Annotated in this window: 19 protein-coding genes; 11 read left to right on the top strand and 8 right to left on the bottom strand. The window is 76.3% G+C overall.

The window, feature by feature from the left end; all coding sequences use genetic code 11:
- Positions 1 to 23 precede the first annotated feature (23 nt).
- Positions 24 to 539 (top strand): mycothiol transferase, encoded by a 516-nt coding sequence (locus AC2TDM_RS12105; RefSeq protein WP_484634764.1) that lies wholly within the window; start codon positions 24 to 26, stop codon positions 537 to 539.
- Between the two features lie 95 nt (positions 540 to 634).
- Here AC2TDM_RS12105 and gndA read toward each other — a convergent pair whose 3' ends face one another.
- The 3 genes from gndA to AC2TDM_RS12090 all read right to left on the bottom strand — a co-directional run bounded on the left by gndA (position 635) and on the right by AC2TDM_RS12090 (position 4,249).
- Entirely contained in the window at positions 635 to 2,029 is a 1,395-nt protein-coding gene (gene gndA, locus AC2TDM_RS12100; protein ID WP_239078711.1) for an NADP-dependent phosphogluconate dehydrogenase, read from the bottom strand.
- A 347-nt stretch (positions 2,030 to 2,376) separates the two neighbouring features.
- Positions 2,377 to 3,219 carry an aldo/keto reductase gene (locus AC2TDM_RS12095; RefSeq protein WP_484634763.1) on the bottom strand — a complete coding sequence of 281 codons (843 nt, stop codon included), beginning with the start codon at positions 3,217 to 3,219 and terminating at the stop codon, positions 2,377 to 2,379.
- 118 nt (positions 3,220 to 3,337) lie between these two features.
- Positions 3,338 to 4,249 carry a LysR family transcriptional regulator ArgP gene (locus AC2TDM_RS12090; protein WP_484634762.1) on the bottom strand — a complete coding sequence of 304 codons (912 nt, stop codon included), beginning with the start codon at positions 4,247 to 4,249 and terminating at the stop codon, positions 3,338 to 3,340.
- Positions 4,250 to 4,320: 71 nt separating this feature from the next.
- Here AC2TDM_RS12090 and AC2TDM_RS12085 point away from each other — a divergent pair, with 71 nt between their 5' ends.
- Together AC2TDM_RS12085 and AC2TDM_RS12080 are read left to right on the top strand one after the other, a co-directional pair.
- Positions 4,321 to 4,938, top strand: coding sequence for a LysE/ArgO family amino acid transporter (locus AC2TDM_RS12085; protein WP_484634761.1), 618 nt, complete (start codon positions 4,321 to 4,323; stop codon positions 4,936 to 4,938).
- A gap of 96 nt (positions 4,939 to 5,034) precedes the next feature.
- Positions 5,035 to 5,976, top strand: a complete 942-nt coding sequence (locus AC2TDM_RS12080) for an inositol monophosphatase family protein (protein WP_484634760.1) — start codon at positions 5,035 to 5,037, stop codon at positions 5,974 to 5,976.
- Between the two features lie 37 nt (positions 5,977 to 6,013).
- Here the strand turns inward: AC2TDM_RS12080 and AC2TDM_RS12075 are convergent, their stop codons facing one another.
- The 3 genes from AC2TDM_RS12075 to AC2TDM_RS12065 all read right to left on the bottom strand — a co-directional run bounded on the left by AC2TDM_RS12075 (position 6,014) and on the right by AC2TDM_RS12065 (position 9,410).
- Positions 6,014 to 6,919, bottom strand: a complete 906-nt coding sequence (locus AC2TDM_RS12075; protein WP_484634759.1) for an ABC transporter permease — start codon at positions 6,917 to 6,919, stop codon at positions 6,014 to 6,016.
- Complete coding sequence (locus tag AC2TDM_RS12070) at positions 6,906 to 7,865, bottom strand: ABC transporter ATP-binding protein (protein WP_484636453.1); 960 nt, start codon at positions 7,863 to 7,865, stop codon at positions 6,906 to 6,908. Before AC2TDM_RS12070 ends, AC2TDM_RS12075 begins: the two co-directional genes overlap by 14 nt.
- 192 nt (positions 7,866 to 8,057) lie before the next feature.
- Entirely contained in the window at positions 8,058 to 9,410 is a 1,353-nt protein-coding gene (locus AC2TDM_RS12065) for a LolA family protein (RefSeq protein ID WP_484634758.1), read from the bottom strand.
- Between the two features lie 113 nt (positions 9,411 to 9,523).
- Between AC2TDM_RS12065 and AC2TDM_RS12060 the strand changes: the two genes are divergently transcribed.
- Genes AC2TDM_RS12060 through AC2TDM_RS12045 form a run of 4 tightly spaced genes read left to right on the top strand, consistent with a single transcriptional unit; the run spans position 9,524 to position 13,497 of the window.
- Positions 9,524 to 10,177: a response regulator transcription factor gene (locus AC2TDM_RS12060; protein ID WP_090029865.1), complete on the top strand. Its 654-nt coding sequence runs from the start codon at positions 9,524 to 9,526 to the stop codon at positions 10,175 to 10,177.
- Positions 10,178 to 10,179: 2 nt separating this feature from the next.
- Positions 10,180 to 11,934, top strand: a complete 1,755-nt coding sequence (locus AC2TDM_RS12055; RefSeq protein WP_484634757.1) for an HVA1 family protein — start codon at positions 10,180 to 10,182, stop codon at positions 11,932 to 11,934.
- Between the two features lie 37 nt (positions 11,935 to 11,971).
- Positions 11,972 to 12,778, top strand: coding sequence for an alpha/beta fold hydrolase (locus AC2TDM_RS12050; RefSeq protein ID WP_484634756.1), 807 nt, complete (start codon positions 11,972 to 11,974; stop codon positions 12,776 to 12,778).
- Complete coding sequence (locus AC2TDM_RS12045) at positions 12,775 to 13,497, top strand: esterase/lipase family protein (RefSeq protein WP_484634755.1); 723 nt, start codon at positions 12,775 to 12,777, stop codon at positions 13,495 to 13,497. The genes AC2TDM_RS12050 and AC2TDM_RS12045 overlap by 4 nt, the downstream gene beginning before the upstream one ends.
- 34 nt (positions 13,498 to 13,531) lie before the next feature.
- On the opposite strand, the gene mtnN is transcribed toward AC2TDM_RS12045, so the two are convergent.
- A complete protein-coding gene (mtnN, locus tag AC2TDM_RS12040; protein WP_484634754.1) occupies positions 13,532 to 14,317 on the bottom strand; it encodes a 5'-methylthioadenosine/S-adenosylhomocysteine nucleosidase in 786 nt (261 codons plus the stop codon).
- The gene (locus AC2TDM_RS12035; RefSeq protein WP_484634753.1) at positions 14,314 to 14,823 is read right to left on the bottom strand and encodes an S-ribosylhomocysteine lyase; all 510 of its coding nucleotides are present in this window, start codon (positions 14,821 to 14,823) and stop codon (positions 14,314 to 14,316) included. The genes mtnN and AC2TDM_RS12035 overlap by 4 nt, the downstream gene beginning before the upstream one ends.
- A gap of 140 nt (positions 14,824 to 14,963) precedes the next feature.
- Here AC2TDM_RS12035 and AC2TDM_RS12030 point away from each other — a divergent pair, with 140 nt between their 5' ends.
- The 4 genes from AC2TDM_RS12030 to AC2TDM_RS12015 all read left to right on the top strand — a co-directional run bounded on the left by AC2TDM_RS12030 (position 14,964) and on the right by AC2TDM_RS12015 (position 18,113).
- Complete coding sequence (locus AC2TDM_RS12030; RefSeq protein WP_484634752.1) at positions 14,964 to 16,295, top strand: MFS transporter; 1,332 nt, start codon at positions 14,964 to 14,966, stop codon at positions 16,293 to 16,295.
- A 91-nt stretch (positions 16,296 to 16,386) separates the two neighbouring features.
- Complete coding sequence (locus tag AC2TDM_RS12025) at positions 16,387 to 16,791, top strand: PPOX class F420-dependent oxidoreductase (RefSeq protein ID WP_484634751.1); 405 nt, start codon at positions 16,387 to 16,389, stop codon at positions 16,789 to 16,791.
- 98 nt (positions 16,792 to 16,889) lie between these two features.
- Positions 16,890 to 17,312 carry a ChaB family protein gene (locus tag AC2TDM_RS12020; RefSeq protein WP_090029875.1) on the top strand — a complete coding sequence of 141 codons (423 nt, stop codon included), beginning with the start codon at positions 16,890 to 16,892 and terminating at the stop codon, positions 17,310 to 17,312.
- A 222-nt stretch (positions 17,313 to 17,534) separates the two neighbouring features.
- Complete coding sequence (locus AC2TDM_RS12015; RefSeq protein WP_239078702.1) at positions 17,535 to 18,113, top strand: DnaJ family domain-containing protein; 579 nt, start codon at positions 17,535 to 17,537, stop codon at positions 18,111 to 18,113.
- Position 18,114: the final 1 nt, after the last annotated feature.

Raw genomic sequence — 18,114 nt, 5'->3', positions numbered from 1 at the left:
GCACGACGACGACGGGAGGTCCCATGCGCGCGGGCGAGGTGCTGCAGGACGGGTTCGGGCGGGTGCTGCCGCTGCTGCGGGCGGCGGTGGACGGGCTGTCCGACGAGGAGCTGGTGCACCGGCCGGACCCGGCGGCGAACACCGTCGCGTGGCTGGTCTGGCACGCCGCGCGCGTCCAGGACGCGCAGGTGGCGCCGCTGGCCGGCACGCAGGAGGTGTGGACGTCGGCGGGCTGGGCCGAGCGGTTCGGGCTGGACCTGCCCGCGGACGACACGGGGTACGGGCACGGGCCGGAGGAGGTCGGGCGCGTGCACGCGCCGGCCGACCTGCTCGTCGGGTACGCCGACGAGGTCGCACGTGCGACGGCCGCGTACCTCGAGCGGCTGGAGGACGACGACCTCGACGTCGTCGTGGACGAGGACTGGGACCCGCCGGTGACGCTGGGCGTGCGGCTCGTGAGCGTGCTGGGCGACGACCTCGAGCACGCCGGGCAGGCGGCGTACCTGCGCGGCTTGCTGGAACGGGCGCGGGAGGCCTGAGACCGGGACGCCCGGCACCGGGCCTCCGAGCACGGCCGGCCGGCTCCGCGCTGCACGCGGTGCCGGCCGGCCCTCGTCGGGCGGGGTGCCGCCGGTCAGGCGGGCTGCTCGGAGCGGTCGCCGGACCAGTCGGTGTGGAACGTGCCCTCGACGTCCACGCGGCGGTAGGTGTGCGCGCCGAAGAAGTCGCGCTGCGCCTGGATGAGCGCCGCCGGGAGTCGCTCGGCCCGCACGCCGTCGTAGTAGGCGAGCGAGGACGCGAAGGCCGGCGTCGGGACGCCGTGCAGGGCGGCGGCGGCGACGATGCGGCGCCAGGCCGCGACGCCGTCGGCGACCGCGGCGGTGAAGTACGGGTCGGCGAGCAGCAGCGGCAGGCCGCGGTCGCGCTCGTACGCCTCCGTGATGCGGTTGAGGAAGCGCGCGCGGATGATGCACCCGCCGCGCCAGATGCGGGCCATCGCGCCGCGGTCGATGTCCCAGCCGTACTCGGCGGACGCGGCGGCGATCTGGTCGAAGCCCTGCGAGTAGGCGACGACCTTGGAGGCGTAGAGGGCCTTGCGGACGTCGTCGACGAAGGCGTCGCGGTCCGGCACCTCCCACGGCTGCGTGTCGGCCGGCAGCGTGCCGACGGCGGCAGCGCGCTGCGGGGCGCCGCCGGACAGGGCCCGGGCGAAGGTGGCCTCCGCGATGCCGGTGATGGGCACGCCGAGGTCGAGGCCGTTCTGCACGGTCCAGCGGCCGGTGCCCTTCTGCTCGGCGGCGTCGGCGATGACGTCGACGAAGGCACCACCGGTGCGCGCGTCCGTGTGGTGCAGGACGTCGGCGGTGATCTCGATGAGGAAGGACTCGAGGTCGCCGGTGTTCCACTCGGCGAAGACGTCGCCGATCTCCTGCGCGGAGGCACCGAGTCCCTGCCGCAGCAGGTCGTAGGCCTCGGCGATGAGCTGCATGTCGGCGTACTCGATGCCGTTGTGCACCATCTTCACGAAGTGGCCGGCGCCGCCAGGCCCGACGTGCGTGCAGCAGGGCACGCCGTCGACCTTCGCGGAGATCGCCTCGAGGATCGGGCCGAGCGAGGCGTAGGCCTCGGTGGTGCCACCGGGCATGATCGACGGGCCGAGCAGGGCGCCCTCCTCGCCGCCGGACACCCCGGTCCCGACGAAGTGCAGGCCGCGCGCGGACAGGTCCTTCTCGCGCCGGATCGTGTCGGGGAAGTGGGCGTTGCCGGCGTCGATGACGATGTCGCCCTCCTCCAGCAGGGGCACGAGCTCGTCGATGACCGCGTCCGTCGGGGCGCCGGCCTTCACCATGATGACGACCTTGCGGGGCCGCGCCAGGCTGGCGACGAAGTCCGCCATGGACTCCGAGCCGATGAACGTGCCCTCGTCGCCGTGGTCCGCGACGAGGGAGTGCATCTTCGCCGCGGAGCGGTTGTGGACGGCGGTGACGAAGCCGTGCCGGGCGAAGTTGCGCGCCAGGTTGCGGCCCATGACGGCGAGGCCCGTGACGCCGATCTCGGCGGTGCCGGCCCCGGCGCCGGTGCCGCTCGCGGTCGCCGCCGCCGTCTCCGCCGCCGTCCCCGTGCCCGACGCCGCCTGCGTGCCCGTCTGCGTGCTCATGCCTGTGCTGCCTCTCCGGTGGTCCCTCGTCGGGCCGCGCCGCTGCGGGCGCGCGCCGGACGGCCGGGAGCCGGTGCTCCCGGACGGGCCCATCCTGCCCCTCGACGAGGTGCACGCGGGTGGACGACCGCCTGACGGGCGACGGGGCCCGGACCGTGGTGGTCCGGGCCCCGTCGGGCGGCTCCGCGCGGCGGGCGGGAGCCGGGTCAGCAGTCCGGTCAGGAGGGGTTGAACGTGTCCGGGTCGGGGCCCGTGCGCTCGTCGCGGTTGAGCGCCGACAGGGCGCCCATCGACGTCTCGTCGAGCTCGAAGTCGAACAGCGCGAAGTTCTCCTCGACGCGGCTGCGCGTGACGGACTTGGGGAAGACGATGTCACCGCGCTGCACGTGCCAGCGCAGGACGACCTGGGCCGGCGTGCGGCCCGTCTCCCGCGCGATGCGCTCGACGACCGGGTCGTCGAGCACCTTGCCCTGCGCGATGGGGGACCAGGCCTCGGTGGCGATCTGGTGCTCGGCGCCGAACGCGCGCACCGACTCGTTCGTCAGGTAGGGGTGGACCTCGATCTGGTTGACCGCCGGGCGCACCGTGGTCCCGTCGAAGAGGCGGTTGAGGTGGTGCACCTGGAAGTTCGACACGCCGATCGCCCGCGCGCGGCCGGAGGCGTAGATCTCCTCCATCGCCTTCCACGTCTCGACGAAGTCCCCGATGCCCGGCAGCGGCCAGTGCACGAGGAACAGGTCGACCTGCTCCAGCCCGAGCGTCTCGAGCGTGCCGTCGAACGCCTTCAGCGCGTCCTCGGGGTCGTGGGCACCGTTGTTGAGCTTGCTGGTGATGAAGACCTCGTCGCGGGGCAGGCCGGAGTCGCGCACCGCCTCACCGACGCCCGCCTCGTTGCGGTACATCTGCGCGGTGTCGATGTGGCGGTACCCGACCTCGAACGCGGTGAGGACCGCGTCGCGGGTCTTGGCGGGGTCGACCTGGAAGACGCCGAAGCCGAGCTGCGGGATCTCGACGCCGTTGTTGAGCAGGATCGTGGGGACGTTGCCGGGCTGGTCGCCCATGGGGCATCTCCTCCGGGGTAGGACGGGTGGGTGGTGGCGTGGCCGTCGACGTCCACCTTGCGCCCTGTGCAGCAGGTGCGCCCGCCGGGGCGGGCGCACGCGGCGGGCGTGGTGCGGGTCAGGGAAGCAGGAGGCGTCGGGCGGCGGTCGTCAGCGCCTCGCCGACGCGGTCCAGCGCGGGCGAGCGCAGCTTCCACTGCTGCCAGTGCAGGGTCACGTCGACGAAGGCGTCGGGGTCCAGGACGACGAGGTGGCCGGCGGCCTCGTCGTCCGCGCGGTGCAGGTCGGGCAGCATGCCCCAGCCGAGACCGAGGCGGACCGCCGACCGGAACTCCGCCGATGAGGGCACCTGGTGCGTGGGCGGGTCCGCGTCCTCGCCGCCCGGGAGCCGGCTGCGCAGCCAGCGGTGCTGCAGGTCGTCCTTGGCGTCGAAGACGACCACCGGCGCCCGCGCCAGCGCGGCGGGCGTCGGTCCGTCCGGGAACCACCGGCGGGCGGCACGGGGTGCGACCATCGGTCGGTACCGCATGGTGCCGAGCCGCGTGACGGAGCAGCCCGGCAACGGGTCCGGGTCCGTGGTCACGGCGGCGACGACGGTGCCGTCGCGCAGCAGCGCCGTGGTGTGCTCCTCGTCGTCGCGGTGCAGCTCGAGGCACACCTCGTCGGCCAGGGGAGCGAGCGCCGGCAGCGCCCAGGTCGCGAGGGAGTCGGCGTTGACGGCGAGGGCGAGGGTCGGCGGCCGCGGCGTCAGGACGCCGTCGTCGCCCGTGATCGCGGTGCCGAGGGCGACGAGGGTGTCGTCGGCGAGGAGCTCGATCTGCCGGGCGAGCCGCAGGACCACCTCGCCCGACGGCGTCGGCCGGACCGGGCGGCTCCGCACGAGGAGCACCCGCCCCGTGGCGACCTCGAGGGCGCGCAGCCGCTGGCTCACGGCCGACGGCGTCAGGTGCAGGAGGCGGGCGGCACCGTCGAGGCTGCCCGTCGACACCGCCGCGCTGAGCGCCCGCAGCTGCGCGAGGTCGAGGTCCACGACAGCGACGCTAACGGAAGGTCAAGGATCTGAACTACCGCTGCTGCTGCTCGGGTGCCTAGCGTCGGCGCGTGCCTGCTGCTCTCCTCGCCGCTCTGTCCGGACTCGGGCTGGGGCTCTCGCTCATCGTCGCCATCGGGTCGCAGAACGCCTTCGTGCTGCGGCAGGGGCTGCGGCGCGAGCACGTGGGCGTGGTGGTGCTGGTGTGCGTGGTGTCGGACGCCGTGCTGATCGCGGCCGGCGTGGCGGGGGCGGGGGCGGCCGTGGAGGCGGTGCCGGGGCTGCTGACGGTCGTGCGGGTCGCCGGTGCGGTCTTCCTGCTGGCGTACGGGGTGCTCGCCGCGCGGCGGGCGCTGCGGCCGCCGGCCGTGCTCGAGGCGGCCGGTGCGCGCGGACCGACGTCGGTGCGGGCGGCGGTGGCGACGACCCTGGCGCTCACGTGGCTGAACCCGCACGTGTACCTGGACACCGTGGTGCTGCTCGGGTCGGTGGCGCAGGGGCACGGGGGGCGCTCGTGGTGGTTCGCCGCGGGCGCGGTGCTGGGCAGCTCGCTGTGGTTCCCCCTGCTCGGCTTCGGGGCCGCGCTGCTGCGGCCCCTGTTCGCGTCACCGCGGGCGTGGCAGGTGCTGGACGGTGTGATCGCGGTGGTGATGGTGGTGCTCGCCGTGTCGCTGGTCGCGAGGGCCTGAGCGCGTCCCTCGTCGGAGCAGGGCCGTCGGCAGGAGGGCGGTCGGCAGGAGGGCCGTCGGCAGGAGGGCGGCGGCGGCGTCCGGCATGCTGGGCGCGTGACCACCTCCTCTGCTGCGCCTCCGCCTGCCCACGACCGGACGGGGGAGGCCGACCACGGCTCCGCCGCAGGAGGGGTCGACCTCGCCGCGGCGCGGGCAGCGGCCGTCGAGGCGGCGCGGCTCGGGGTGCGGATGGCGCGGACGGCGCGGTCACGGGAGGTCGTCGAGACGAAGGGGCCGAACGACTTCGCGACCGAGGTCGACCGGGCGGTGGAGGCCGCCGTCACCGAGGTCCTGCGGCGCGGCGCGGACGTCCCGGTCCAGGGGGAGGAGCTGAGCCCGACCGAGGACGCGCCGACCCGGTGGATCGTCGACCCGGTGGACGGCACCTTCAACTACGCCGCGGGCATCCCCGTGTGCGCGGTGAACGTCGCGTTGCTCGTGGACGGGGAGCTGGCCGTCGCGGTCACCGCGGGACTGTCGGCCGGCGTGGAGTCCGGTGGGGGCGACGACGGCGACCGGCCGACCGACGACGTGCTCGTCGCCGTGGTCGGGCAGGGGCTGGCGCGGGTGCTGCCGCGGTCGGAGGAGGTCCGCACGGTGAGCCGCGTGGGCGCGCGGGCGTCGGCGGTGACGGTGGGCGACGTCGGCTGGACGACGACCGGACCGTGGCCGGCGGCCGTACGGGCGGCGACGATCGCCGCGGTGGCGCCGGTGGCCGGTCGCGTGCGGATCGTCGGGAGCTCGGCGCTGGAGCTGGCGTGGGTCGCTGCCGGTCGGACCGCCGGCGCGGTGCTGTTCGGCAACAAGCCCTGGGACACGTTCCCGGGGGTCCTGCTCGTGCGCGAGGGGGGCGGTGTCGTCCTCGACGCGCACGGCGAGCCGTGGCGGCCCGGGGCCGACTCCGTGCTCGCGGCCGCGGATGGGGAGACGGCCGCCGCGCTCGTCGACGCGGTGCGTACGGGGGTGCGGACGGGGGAGCGCCGGGCGCGCGGCTGAGTGCCGCGGGGGCGACGCGTCCGGCGCTGCGCGGGATTCAGCTCGTGATGTCGGCGGTGGTGAAGCGCGCCCACGCGAGGGAGCCGAAGACCACGGCCCAGCCGGCCTGCAGGGCGAGGCCGCCGGCCAGGACGTCCCAGCCGACCTGGACGCGCAGGAACTCGGCGAAGTCGAACCAGTGGTGCGTGAGCAGCACGGGGTGGATGGCGTCGAGCTGGGGCAGCGAGTCGAGGACGGTCGAGACCACCGGGACGACGACCGTGGCGGCCATGGCGGCGACCGGGACCTCGGTGAGCGTCGAGAAGAACAGCCCGACGGCGACGAGGCCGATGAACGACAGGCCGACGTAGAGCGCGACGCCGGCGACGCGCAGCGCCCCGTCGGTCAGCGGCACGGTGTCGCCGGACAGCAGGGTCAGCGGGCGCACGCCGAACAGGGCGGCCCCGGTGACGGCGGCCACGACGGCGATCGCCGCGACGCACGACGCCGCGAACACGAGCGCGCCGACGGCCTTCACCAGCAGCAGCCGGGAGCGGGACACCGGCACGACCAGCAGGTACCGCAGCGTGCCGGTCTGCGCCTCGCCGGCCACGGCGTCACCCGAGGCGATCGCGATGCACAGCGGCAGCAGGAACGGCAGGCACACGAACAGCGCCGCCACGACGAGGAAGAGCCCGTTGCCGGTCACCTCGCCGATGAAGCCGGGCCCCTGGCCCTGCAGCGCGCTGTCCTGCGTCAGCCGCACGACGAGGCCCAGGATGAGCGGCACGAGCGACAGCCCGACGAGCAGGGCCTGGTTCCGCCGCCGCCCGAGCACGAGCCGGAGCTCGCTGCGCAGCAGCCGCAGGAAGGCCCCCCGGACGGCCGGCGCGTCGGGCAGGAGCGGGCGGTGCGCGGGTCCGGCCGGCGGCGCCGGCGGGACCGCCACGTCAGCGGGCGACATCGAAGCCCTCCCCGGTCAGCTCGACGAAGACCTGCTCCAGGCTCGGTGTGCGCACGGCCAGCCCCTCGACGTCGACACCCGCCCCGACGAGCGCGGCGGTGACCCGGGCCGGTGGCACGTCGCCCAGCAGCGCCTCGACGCCGGTGTCCGTGGTGCGCTGCACGGTCAGGCCCAGCCCGGACAGCACCGCGGAGGCCGCGGGGGCCTGCGCGGTCGGTGTGGTGACCACGACCCTCGCCTCGCTCGGGTCCGCGATCTCCGCCCGCGCCCCCTGCCGGACGAGGTGGCCGCGGCTCATGATGCCGATGTGCGTGCACACCTGCTCGATCTCGGCGAGCAGGTGCGAGGACACGAGCACGGTCGTCCCGTCCGCGGCCAGCTCGCGGATGAGCGTGCGCACCTCCCGCGTCCCCTGCGGGTCGAGGCCGTTGGTCGGCTCGTCGAGCACGAGCAGGGAGCGCGGCCGCAGCAGCGCCGCGGCGAGCCCGAGCCGCTGCTTCATGCCGAGGGAGTACTGCCGGAAGCGCTTGTCGGCCGCGGCGGACAGGCCGACGCGCTCGAGGGCGGCCTCGGCGCGGGCCCGGGACGTCCGCCGGTCGACCGTGCGGTCCGCCGCGTCGATGCGTGCGAGGTTGGCCCGCGCCGACAGGTACGGCTGGAACCCCGGCCCCTCGACGAGCGCCCCCACGTGCGGCAGGACGCGGTCGGCGTCCTCGGGCATGCGCGCCCCGAGGACCTGGACCTCGCCGCTGGTGGGGCGGACGAGGCCGAGGAGCATGCGGATCGTCGTCGTCTTCCCCGAGCCGTTCGGGCCGAGGAACCCGTAGACCGCGCCCCGCGGCACGAGGAGGTCGACGTGGTCCACGGCGACCTGCCCGGACCGGAACCGTTTCGTCAGGCCGGTCGTGCGCACGGCCGTCTCGTCGTCGCCGGACCCGGCGGGCAGCGGGACGGGCGCCGGCGAGGTCGCCCGTCCGGGGGCGGGTGCGGACGGCGCCCGCACGGGGCCGCCGGGGTGCTCGGCGGTGGGAGGCCTGGTCACGGCCCCAGCCTGACGCACCCGCACCTCGTCGGCGACGCGGCGCGCCCGGTCCTGTGCCCTCACGAGCCTGCCGTCAGCGCCGGCCGCCGCGGTCCGTCACGCGAGGGCGCGCAGCGTGTCGGCCGGGACGGCACCGACGAGGACGCGGCCGTCGTCGGTCACGAGGACCGAGACGAGCGCCGAGCTCAGCAGGCGCCCGCCCTCGACCGGCGTCGTCAGGGTGTCGTACAGCGTCGCCGCGTCGAGCTCGAGGCCGACCTGGCCCTCCTCGTCCGTCGGGCGGAACTGCTGGATGAGGTCCTGGGCGGTCTCGCTGCCGATGGTGAGCTGCGAGGACGGGTCGAGCAGGGCCGTCGGGTCGCCTGCGACGAGCGCCGCCACGTCCACCCCCTGCAGCTCGACGACGCCGCTCCAGCCCTCGCCGGTGACGGTGGCGTTGCGCGGCGTCGGGACCGCGCCGTCCGCCTCGGCGGACTCCTCGCGCGTCGGCACGACGACCTCGCGCACCTCCGTGCCGGCGGGCGGGGAGAAGGTCAGCACCGCCTCGCCCGGCGTCGCGTAGCTGACGTCGGTGAAGCCGAGCTCGAGGGCTGGGGCCGTGACGTCCTGCGTGCTCCACACCTGGACCCGCAGGGGGACGAAGGTGGACCCGTCGACGTCGACGACGACGCGGTCGACGAGCGTCGCGTCGTCCTTCGGGGTCACGACGACCTCGTACGCCTGCCGGCCGGCGACCGTCTTCTGCTCGCCCATGGTGAACGTCGAGTAGGCCTCGCCGATGCGCAGCGCGGCGCGGGCGGCCTCCTGCGGCGTCGGCAGCTCACCCGTCACGCCGGGCCCGGCGGCCAGCTCGGCGTCGATGCGGGCGGCGAGCTCGGCCGGGAGACGGCCGGCGACGTCGTCGGGCAGGGCCGTGGGCACCGCCGCGGGATCGAGGGTGGGGAGCGTGCCCTCCTCCGCCATCGCGCGCATCTGCTCGTAGCGGGCCCGGCCCGCCTCGTCGAGCGTGTAGTGCACGGCCTCGCCGCTGGTGCTGGAGTAGGTCCAGGCGTCCGCGCCGTCGCGGACGACCGAGTACTCCGAGACCGCGCCGAGGAGGGCGATGCGGGACCGGTCCTCCCCGTCCGTCCACACCCGCAGGGTCGAGGACCCGCCGAGCAGCGCCGTCGGGTCGGCGCCCGACATCTCGGCCACGGGCACCGACGGCAGGCCCAGGCGCGCCGTGTAGACGACCGTCCCGGAGACGGGCGTGGACTCCGCCTGCGACACCTGCTCGAGCAGCTCCGCGACGGTCACGTCGGGCAGGTCCGTCCCCTCGGCGCTGGCGACCAGCGGCCGCAGCCCGACCGCGCCCCCGACGACCGCCACCGCCACGACCGGCACGGCCCAGCGGGCACGGGTCGAACGGGCGCGGGAGGACAGGGAACGGGACGAGGGGGTGGGGCTCATGTGGTCCAGGGTCCTCGGGAGGCGCTGAGGCAGCACTGAGATGGGACCGGCGCGGGCGGGACCGACGTCCCGGCCGGGGCGCGCGCCGGCCGTGCGGGTGCCATGCTGCCGCCGTGCGCGTGCTGGTGGTCGACGACGAACGAGGGCTGGTCCGTGCGCTGCAGCGCGGCCTGACGGCGGAGGGCTTCGCGGTGGACGTGGCCTTCGACGGGCTCACCGGGCTGCAGATGGCGGCGGACCGCGAGTACGACGCGATGGTCCTCGACATCATGCTGCCGCGGCTGAACGGCTACGACGTCGTGACGAAGATGCGCGAGCGGGAGATCTGGACGCCCGTGCTGCTGCTCTCGGCGAAGGACGGGGACTACGACGTCGCCGACGGCCTCGACGTGGGTGCCGACGACTACCTCATCAAGCCGTTCTCCTTCGTCGTGCTCGTGGCGCGGCTCCGGGCGCTCGTGCGCCGGCCCGCCACCGCGCGCCCGGCGGTGCTCACCGTGGGCGACCTCGTCCTCGACCCGAGCGCGCGGACGGTCACGCGCGGCGGGGCGCCGGTCGAGCTCACCACGCGCGAGATGGCGCTGCTGGAGTACCTCATGCGCAACGCGGACCGCGTCGTCGGCAAGGTCGAGCTGCTCGACCACGTGTGGGACGGCACGGGTGAGGACGTCAACGTCGTCGAGGTCTACGTGGGCTACCTGCGCCGCAAGCTGGGCCGCGACGTCGTCGCCACCGTCCGCGGCGCCGGCTACCGCGCCGCGGGCTGAGCGTGAGCGCCGCTGCGCGCCACCAGCCGGACCGCCGCGGCCCGGCGTGGCGGTCGCTGCGGGTCCGCCTGACCGTGCTCACGGCCGCGGTCATGTGCCTGGCGCTCGTCGCGGGGGCATGGACGCTGGGGACGGTGCTGCAGCGGGGGCGGGTGGCCGCGCTCGACGGCATCGTGGCGGCCCGCGTCGACACCGTCGCCGCGCTCGTCGCCGAGGACCGCCTGCCGGATCCGCTGCCGGTCGAGGAGCCGGGGGAGGTCGTGCAGGTCCTCGACGCGCAGGGCCGGGTGGTGGCCAGCTCGTCGACGGCCTCCCGCACGCTGCCCGTGCTGCCCGCCGACCTGCTGTCCGCGGCGCCGGGCGCCGCGGCGCCGGACCCCGCCGTCATGACGACCTCCGCCTCGGCGTACGCCGACACCGCCCGGGCGGCCATGCGCCTCGTCGAGGGCCCGTCGGGGCCGGTCACCGTGGTGGCGACGATGCCGCTGACCGAGGTGCGGGGGCTCCTGCGGGCGCTGCAGGTGTCGTTCTTCGGCGTCGTCCCCACCCTCACCCTGCTCGTCGCGATCGCGGTGTGGCTCGTCCTGGGGCGCGCCCTCGGCTCGGTGGACCAGCTGCGCCGGGCGGCGGCCCAGGTGGCGAGCACCGGCGGGCGCGGCGTGCTGCCCGTCGGGCGCGACGACGACGAGATCGCCGCCCTCGCGCGGACCCTCAACGACATGCTCGACCGGCTCGACGCGGCCGCGGGGCGCCAGCGCAGCTTCGTCGCCGACGCCGCCCACGAGCTGCGCTCCCCGCTGTCGTCCCTGCGCGCCACCATCGAGGTCGCCGCGGACTCGCGCAGCGGCTACACGGCCGAGGAGCTCGCGGAGGACCTGGCGCCGGAGGTGCTGCGGATGGGGGCCCTCGTCGACGACCTGCTGCTGCTCGCCCGTCTGGGGTCCGCGCCGCGGGGCGAGCGGCCGGTGGACCTCGCCGCGGTCGCCGCCGAGGGCGTGGCGGCCGCCGTGGCCGGGGGTGCGGCCACCGACGGCCCCGCGCCGGGCAGCACGGAGGTGCCCGTGCACCTCGAGGGCGCGGGCGCGACGCGGGGCGATGCGTCCGCCCTGGCCCGCGTCGTGCGCAACCTCGTGGAGAACGCCCGCCGGCACGCGACCTCGCGCGTGGAGGTGCACGTCGCGCCCGGGCTGGTCGTCGTGGACGACGACGGCGGCGGCATCGACCCCGCCGACCGGGAGCGCGTCTTCGAGCGGTTCGTGCGCCTGGACGCGGCGCGCGAGCGGGGGACGGGCGGCTCGGGGCTGGGGCTGGCCATCGCGCGCGAGATCGCGCGCGAGCACGGCGGGGACGTGGTGCTGGGGGACTCCCCGCTGGGCGGGCTGCGGGCGCAGCTGCGGCTGAGAGCGGGCGACGAGCCCGCCGCCGTCGCGCCGCTGCCCGCGGATGCGGTCGCCGACGGGCCGGGCCAGGGTGGGGGCCTCGGCCAGGAGCACGGCCAGGACCACGACCGCGAGCGCGACCACGAGCACGACCACGCAGGAGGAACGATGGGCGACGAGCTGCACAAGGGCGACGAGGTGACGTGGAAGAGCCACGGCCAGACCGTCCACGGCGAGGTGGAGAAGAAGATCACCTCGGACACCGAGGCCGCCGGGCGGACGGTCCGCGCCTCGAAGGACGACCCGCAGTACCTCGTCAAGAGCGACAAGACCGGCAAGGAGGCCGTCCACAAGCCGTCGGCGCTGACCGAGGAGTGAGTCCCGCGGTGCAGGGTCCGACCCGGAGGGTGGTCGCGTGACGCGCTCGGCGGTGCAGGTCTCGGACCTGCCCTCGGGGCTGAGCGTGCGCATCGACCGGTTCCGGCGCGGTGACGCCTGCCTGCGGGTGTGGACGATGTGGCTCGACGACGCCGACCGGGCCGCGGGGCAGGACCGGCACGACGTCGTCATGGTGCACGGGCTCGGCGCGAGCTCGCAGTACTTCGAGCGGCTCGGGCTCCGGCTGGCGCGGATGGGCACGGTACACCTCATGGACCTGCCGGGGTTCGCGGCGGTGCCGGCGCCCTCGCGCCCGTTCCGCACGGAGGACTTCGCCGCCGTCCTGCACGCCTGGATGGACCAGGCCGACCTCGTCGCGCCGGTGCTCGTCGGGCAGTCGATGGGTACGCAGGTCGTGACCGAGACGCTGGCGGCGTACCCGGGGAGCGCGCACGCCGCGGTGCTCGTCGGGCCGATCGTCAACGCGGCGGAGCGGTCCGCGACGCGGCAGGCGCTGCGGCTGCTGCAGAGCGCGCCGTTCGAGTCGCACCGCACGCGGTCGGTGGTCGTCTCGGCCTACGGCCGGTGCGCGCCCTGGTGGGTCCGCGCGGTGCTGCCCGGGATGGTCCGGTACCCGATCGAGGAGCGGATCGGGCAGGTGGACGTGCCGCTGCTGCTGCTGCGGGGCGAGCACGACCACGTCGCGCCGCGGCCCTGGGTCGAGCACCTGACGGCGCTGGCGAAGGACGGGCGGTTCGTGGAGGTGGAGGGTGCCGGGCACGGCGTCATCGACGACCACCGCGACGAGGTCGCCCGCCTCGTCGTCGAGCACGCGCGGCGATGACGGCCCTGGTGCGTCTGCTGCGGCGCGGTGCGGCGTGGGCGGCCGACTACGCGTGGATCGTCGCGTGGCAGGCACGCGTGCTGCTGCGGCCCCCGCCCGCCGACCGGTACGCTGACGGGTCCGGCACGCCCGTGCTCCTCCTGCCGGGGATCTACGAGACCTGGGGCGTCATGACGCCCCTGGCCCGCGCGCTGCACGACGCGGGCCACCCGGTGCACACCGTCCCCGCGCTCGGCTTCAACAGCGCGGACCTGGCGACCTCCGCCGCGCAGGTGGCCGACCGGCTCGAGAGGCTCGACCTGCGTGGCGTGGTCCTCGTCGCGCACTCCAAGGGCGGGCTCATCGGCAAGCTCGCGCTCACCCTGCCGCGCGTCGAGGGGCGCACCGCCGGGCTCGTGGCGGTGAACACGCCCTTCGCCGGCTCGGCCTACGCGCGGTGGTTCCCCGCCCGGGCCGTCCGCGCGCTGTCGCCGCGGGACCCGGTGCTCCTCGAGCTCGCGCGGCAGCTGCCCGTCAACGCGCGCGTCGTCGCGCTGCACGCGCGGTTCGACCCGCACGTGCCGGGACGCTCGCGGCTCGAGGGTGCGGTGGACGTCGAGCTGCCCCTCGACGGGCACTTCAAGGTCCTGTCCGCACCGCGCCTGCACCGCGAGGTGCTGCGGGCCGTGGGCACGCTGGGCGCCGCGCGCACGTCCTCCGGCCGCGACGCGCACCGCTGACGAGCGCCGCGGACCGGCTCGTCCCGCGCGTGCCTCAGGCCGCGGGGACGAGCGCGGACGCGAGCGCCGCGACGACGACGCGCGCGGACCGCTCGGCGGCGTCATCCACGTGGGTGAGGAAGTCGTCGTCCGCCGCCGGACCGCACAGGTCCGAGATGCCGCGCACCCCGAGGAAGCGGGCGCCGCGCAGGAACGCGACCTGTGCGAGCGCAGCCGTCTCCATGTCGGTGCTCAGCGCGTCGGGGTAGTCGGCGCGCACCCTCTCGACCGCCGAGCCGTCGACGAACCCGTCCCCGGACACCATGGCGCCGCGGCGCACGTGCAGGTCCGCGACGGGAGCGGCCAGCGCGGCGTCGACGAGCGGCTCGTCGGACGGGAAGGACGGCGGCATGCCGGGCACCTGCCCGAGGGCGTAGCCGAAGACGCGGGCGTCGGCCTGCGACAACGTGGCGCTGGCCCCGACGACGACGTCGCCCACGCGCACGCCGGCCGCGAGCCCGCCCGCGCTGCCCGCGCTGACCAGGACGTCCGCACCCGTGCGCTCGAGCGCGACGGCCCCGGCGCTGGCGGCGGCGACGAGCCCGATCCCCGACTGCACCAGCAGGACGGGCACGCCGGCCAGCCGGACGCGCCACGTCGGGGCGTGCACGGTCGGCGCGACCTGCGTCGACTCCTCGGCCACGGCCAGGAAGGGCGCCGCCTCGTCGGCCATGGCGACGACGACGACGGCGGCCACCCTGTCGCCCGCGCCGAGCACGTGGCCCGCCGTCGCGCGCGGCATCACGGCGTCCGCCGGCACGCCCGGGTCGACCGTCGTCACGCCGTCACCTGGGACCAGCCGTCACGGGCCGCGAGGAATCCGCGCGCGGCCTCCTGCGCGCCGGTGAGCGTGTGGTTCGCGCCCCACCCGCACTGCACCTCGTTGGCCGCCGGGACCTCGTCGGCCTCGACGACGTCCTGCAGCGTGCGCTCGACGAGGGCGAGGACGTCCTCGTACGCCGGGTCGCCGGACAGGAGGAGGTAGAAGCCCGTCTGGCAGCCCATCGGGGAGAAGTCGACGACGGCGTCGGAGTGGTCGCGCGACTTCTCGGCGAAGAGGTGCTCGACGCTGTGGACGACGTCCATCTCGAGGTGGGCGTGGTTGGGCTGCGTGAAGCGGAGGTCGTACTTCGTCAGCACGTCGCCGTGCGGGAGCACCTTGCGGTCCGCGAGGCGGACGTACGGCGCGGCCACGGTGCGGTGGTCGAGGTTGAAGGACTCGACGTTCCGGCGGGGGACGCCGGCGTCCGACGGGGTCGCGGCCGGGGTGCTGCTGGTCTCGGTCATGTCCCCATTCTGACCCCGGACCGCGACCCCGGCGGGCCCGCGGGCGTCCGCGCACGAGGGGCCGGGTGCCGGACGGCGGGCGGTCCGCGGGGTCGGGGCCGGGGTCGGGGTCGGCGCAGGGTCGGGGGAGGATGGGCGCGATGTCCTCCCACCTCACGCCGCCCGCGCGCGGCGGCGCGCTGTCCTTCCTCACCCCGACCGCGCTGGCGGCCGTCTTCGCGCCGGCCCTGCTGTTCGAGGTCGGCATCGGCGCGGTGATCCCGATGGTGGCCGTGCGCGCCTCGGAGCTGGGGGCGGACCTGGCGACGGCGGGCCTGCTCGCGGCGCTGCTGGCCGTGGGGCAGATCCTCGGCGACGTGCCGGCGGGGGCCGTCGCCGCCCGGCTCGGGGACCGGTGGGCGATGGCGGCGGCCGCGGCCGTCGCGGTGGTCACGCTGACGGTGTGCGCGCTGGCCGACGGGCTGGCCGTCCTCGCGCTCGGCGTCCTCGGCACCGGGGTCACGAACGCGGTCTTCCTGCTGGCCCGGCACTCCTACCTCGCGGAGGTCACGCCCGTCGTGCACCGGGCGCGGGTGCTGTCGACGCTCGGCGGGGTCGGGCGCATCGGCATGTTCGTCGGGCCGTTCCTCGGCGCGGCGCTCGTGCACGCCACGGCCACCGCGGCCGCGTTCTGGCTCGCGGTGGTGACGACGTTTCTCGTCGTCGTCGTGCTGCTGGCCGTGCCCGACGTGGGCGGCGAGGGCCGCGGCCCGCGCGCGCTGCGCCGGCGCGCCGGGGGCCGTGCGGGGGACGCGGTGCCGCGCGTGCCCGTGCGACGGGTCGTGGCCGACCACGGCCGGCTCTTCGCGACGCTCGGCGTCGGGGTGCTGCTCGTCGGGGCCGTGCGCGGGTCGCGGCAGGTGCTGCTGCCGTTGTGGGGCGAGCACCTGGGCCTCGACCCGGCGGTCACCAGCCTCGTCTACGGCATCTCCGGCGCGCTCGACACGCTCGTCTTCTACCCGGCCGGGATGCTCATGGACCGGCGGGGGCGGCTCGCGGTCGGCGTGCCGTCCATGCTCGTGCTCGGGGTCGCGATGCTGCTCCTGCCGCTCGCGGGTGGGCCGGTGGCGCTCGCGGTGCTCGCCGCGGCGATGGGCCTGGGCAACGGCGTCAGCGCCGGGATCCTCATGACGCTGGGTGCCGACACCGCGCCCGCGGACGTGCGGGCGCAGTTCCTCGGGGTGTGGCGGCTCATGCAGGACACGGGGACGGCGGCGGGTCCGCTCGTGGTGTCGGCGGCCGCGGCGCTGGGGTCGCTGGCGGCGGGGGCGCTGACCATGGGCGCGGTGGGCGTCGTGGCGGCGGGGGTGCTCGCCGCGACGGTCCCGCGCTGGACCGTGCACGCGAGCGTGCGGACCCGGGTGGCGGCCGGCCTGCGGGCGGACGGCTCGTCGCCACCCGGTGCGGGGGAGGTGCAGGGGAGGACGCGGTGACGCGGGGCCGTTGAGCGACCGGGATGGCCGGGCCGGACGGGCGCGCCGGACGGGCCAACCCGGCGGAGGCGGTGCGTGGCAGGCTCGGGCCGTGAACCTCGACCCCGCCGCCCTGCCGCCGCACGTGCTCGCGTTCCTCGCGGACCGGCACCTGGCGACCCTGTCCAGCCTGCGCGCCGACGGCAGCCCGCACGTCGTGCCCGTCGGCTTCACGTGGGACGACGAGGCCCGGCTCGCGCGCGTCATCACCTCCGGCGGGTCCGTGAAGGCCCGGCTCGCCGCGCGGGGCGGCCGCGTCGCGCTGTGCCAGGTCGACGGCGGCCGGTGGCTCACGCTCGAGGGCGAGGTGCGGGTGCTCTCGTCGCCCGACGAGGTGCGCGAGGGGGAGCGTCGGTACGCGCAGCGCTATCGCGTGCCGCGGGAGAACCCGGAGCGCGTGGTGCTGGCGGTCGCGGTGGACCGGGTCCTGGGCCGGGTGCCGGCACCGGCGTCCTGACGCCCGACCGCTGCGGCGCCCGTGCGGGGCGCACGGGCGCACCGCACGATGGACCGGTGACGCCGGACGGGCGTCGCCCGACCCCAGGGAGGTCCGCCGTGCCGAAGACGACCCGCGAGGGCACCGCGAAGGACGACGAGCTGCCGAGCACCGTCGCACGCTCGGACGCCAAGGCCCGGGAGACGTTCGCGAAGACGCACGACTCCGCCGCCGCCACCTACCACGACGAGGGCGCCGCCCACCGCGTCGCCTACGCCGCCCTCAAGCACACGCACGAGAAGGTCGGCGACCACTGGGAGCCGAAGGAGCACGCGGGCCCGTCCGACGAGCGCGCCGCGGGCGGTGGCCCGGACGGCGACGCGCCGACGGCCGGCGGCGTGGACGCGAACGCCTCCAAGGCGCACCTCATGGACGTCGCGAAGCGCCTGGACGTGCACGGGCGGTCCCGGATGACGAAGGACGAGCTCGTCCGGGCCATCGGCGAGGAGAACGACCGCCGGACGGCCGCGGCGCGGGGCTGATCCGGCGGGTCGGACCGACGGGCGGGCCGGCGGGGCCGGCCGGACGGCCGAACGGGTGGCGCGGCCGGCGTGGACGCGTCCCCCGGGACCATCGGCCGATGCGCGGGTGGGGCGGACCGTCGACGACGAGGGAGAGGACGGCACGAGGTGGCGTGGTGGCGCGGACGGCGGCGCGGAGGGGCGCCGGGGACGGGTGCGGCCGGTGACGACGGGGTCGACGCCGTGGTCGACGCCGTGGTCGACGCCGCCGCGGGGCGGGTGCCCGACCCCCGGCGGTCGGTGGCGCAGTACCTCGTCGACCGCGAGATCGACCGCGAGCGCCGGGAGGGCGGCACCGACCTCGACGACGGGACGCGGGCCGAGCTGCCCGAGGTCCCGCGCGCGCACCCCGACGGCCCGGCGCGCGGCGTGGGGCGGATGGCGGACCGCGGGCGCTGGGTGGACCGCATGCTCGACGAGGCCGTGGCGCGCGGGGAGTTCGAGGACCTGCCGCTCGCCGGCAAGCCCATCCCCGGGCTGACGCGGCACGACCCGGACTGGTGGCTGCGGAGCCTCGTCGAGCGGGAGCAGATCACGGGCGTCCTGCCCGAGGCGCTGCAGCTGCGCACCGACGACGCCCGGCTCGACGCGCGCCTGGACGAGGAGGCGTACGAGCCGCGCGTGCGCGAGGTGCTCGAGGAGTTCAACGCGCGGGTCGTCGAGGCCCGGCGGCAGCTGCTCGGCGGTCCGCCCGTGGTCACGCCGCTGCGGGACGTCGAGCGGGAGGTCGCGCGCTGGCGGCAGCGCCGCGCGGCGCGCTGAG

The sequence above is a fragment of the Cellulomonas sp. plas2 genome (assembly GCF_057221735.1).
This window is presented reverse-complemented; position numbering and strand designations above follow the sequence as displayed.

Bases quoted from the DNA above. Each gene is read 5' to 3' on its own strand.
- AC2TDM_RS12105 (WP_484634764.1), top strand. From the start codon at position 24: ATGCGCGCGGGCGAGGTGCTGCAGGACGGGTTCGGGCGGGTGCTGCCG.
- gndA (WP_239078711.1), bottom strand. From the start codon at position 2,029: ATGGGCCGCAACCTGGCGCGCAACTTCGCCCGGCACGGCTTCGTCACC.
- AC2TDM_RS12095 (WP_484634763.1), bottom strand. From the start codon at position 3,219: ATGGGCGACCAGCCCGGCAACGTCCCCACGATCCTGCTCAACAACGGC.
- AC2TDM_RS12075 (WP_484634759.1), bottom strand. From the start codon at position 6,919: ATGTCGCCCGCTGACGTGGCGGTCCCGCCGGCGCCGCCGGCCGGACCC.
- AC2TDM_RS12065 (WP_484634758.1), bottom strand. From the start codon at position 9,410: ATGAGCCCCACCCCCTCGTCCCGTTCCCTGTCCTCCCGCGCCCGTTCG.
- AC2TDM_RS12045 (WP_484634755.1), top strand. From the start codon at position 12,775: ATGACGGCCCTGGTGCGTCTGCTGCGGCGCGGTGCGGCGTGGGCGGCC.
- AC2TDM_RS12035 (WP_484634753.1), bottom strand. From the start codon at position 14,823: ATGACCGAGACCAGCAGCACCCCGGCCGCGACCCCGTCGGACGCCGGC.
- AC2TDM_RS12030 (WP_484634752.1), top strand. From the start codon at position 14,964: ATGTCCTCCCACCTCACGCCGCCCGCGCGCGGCGGCGCGCTGTCCTTC.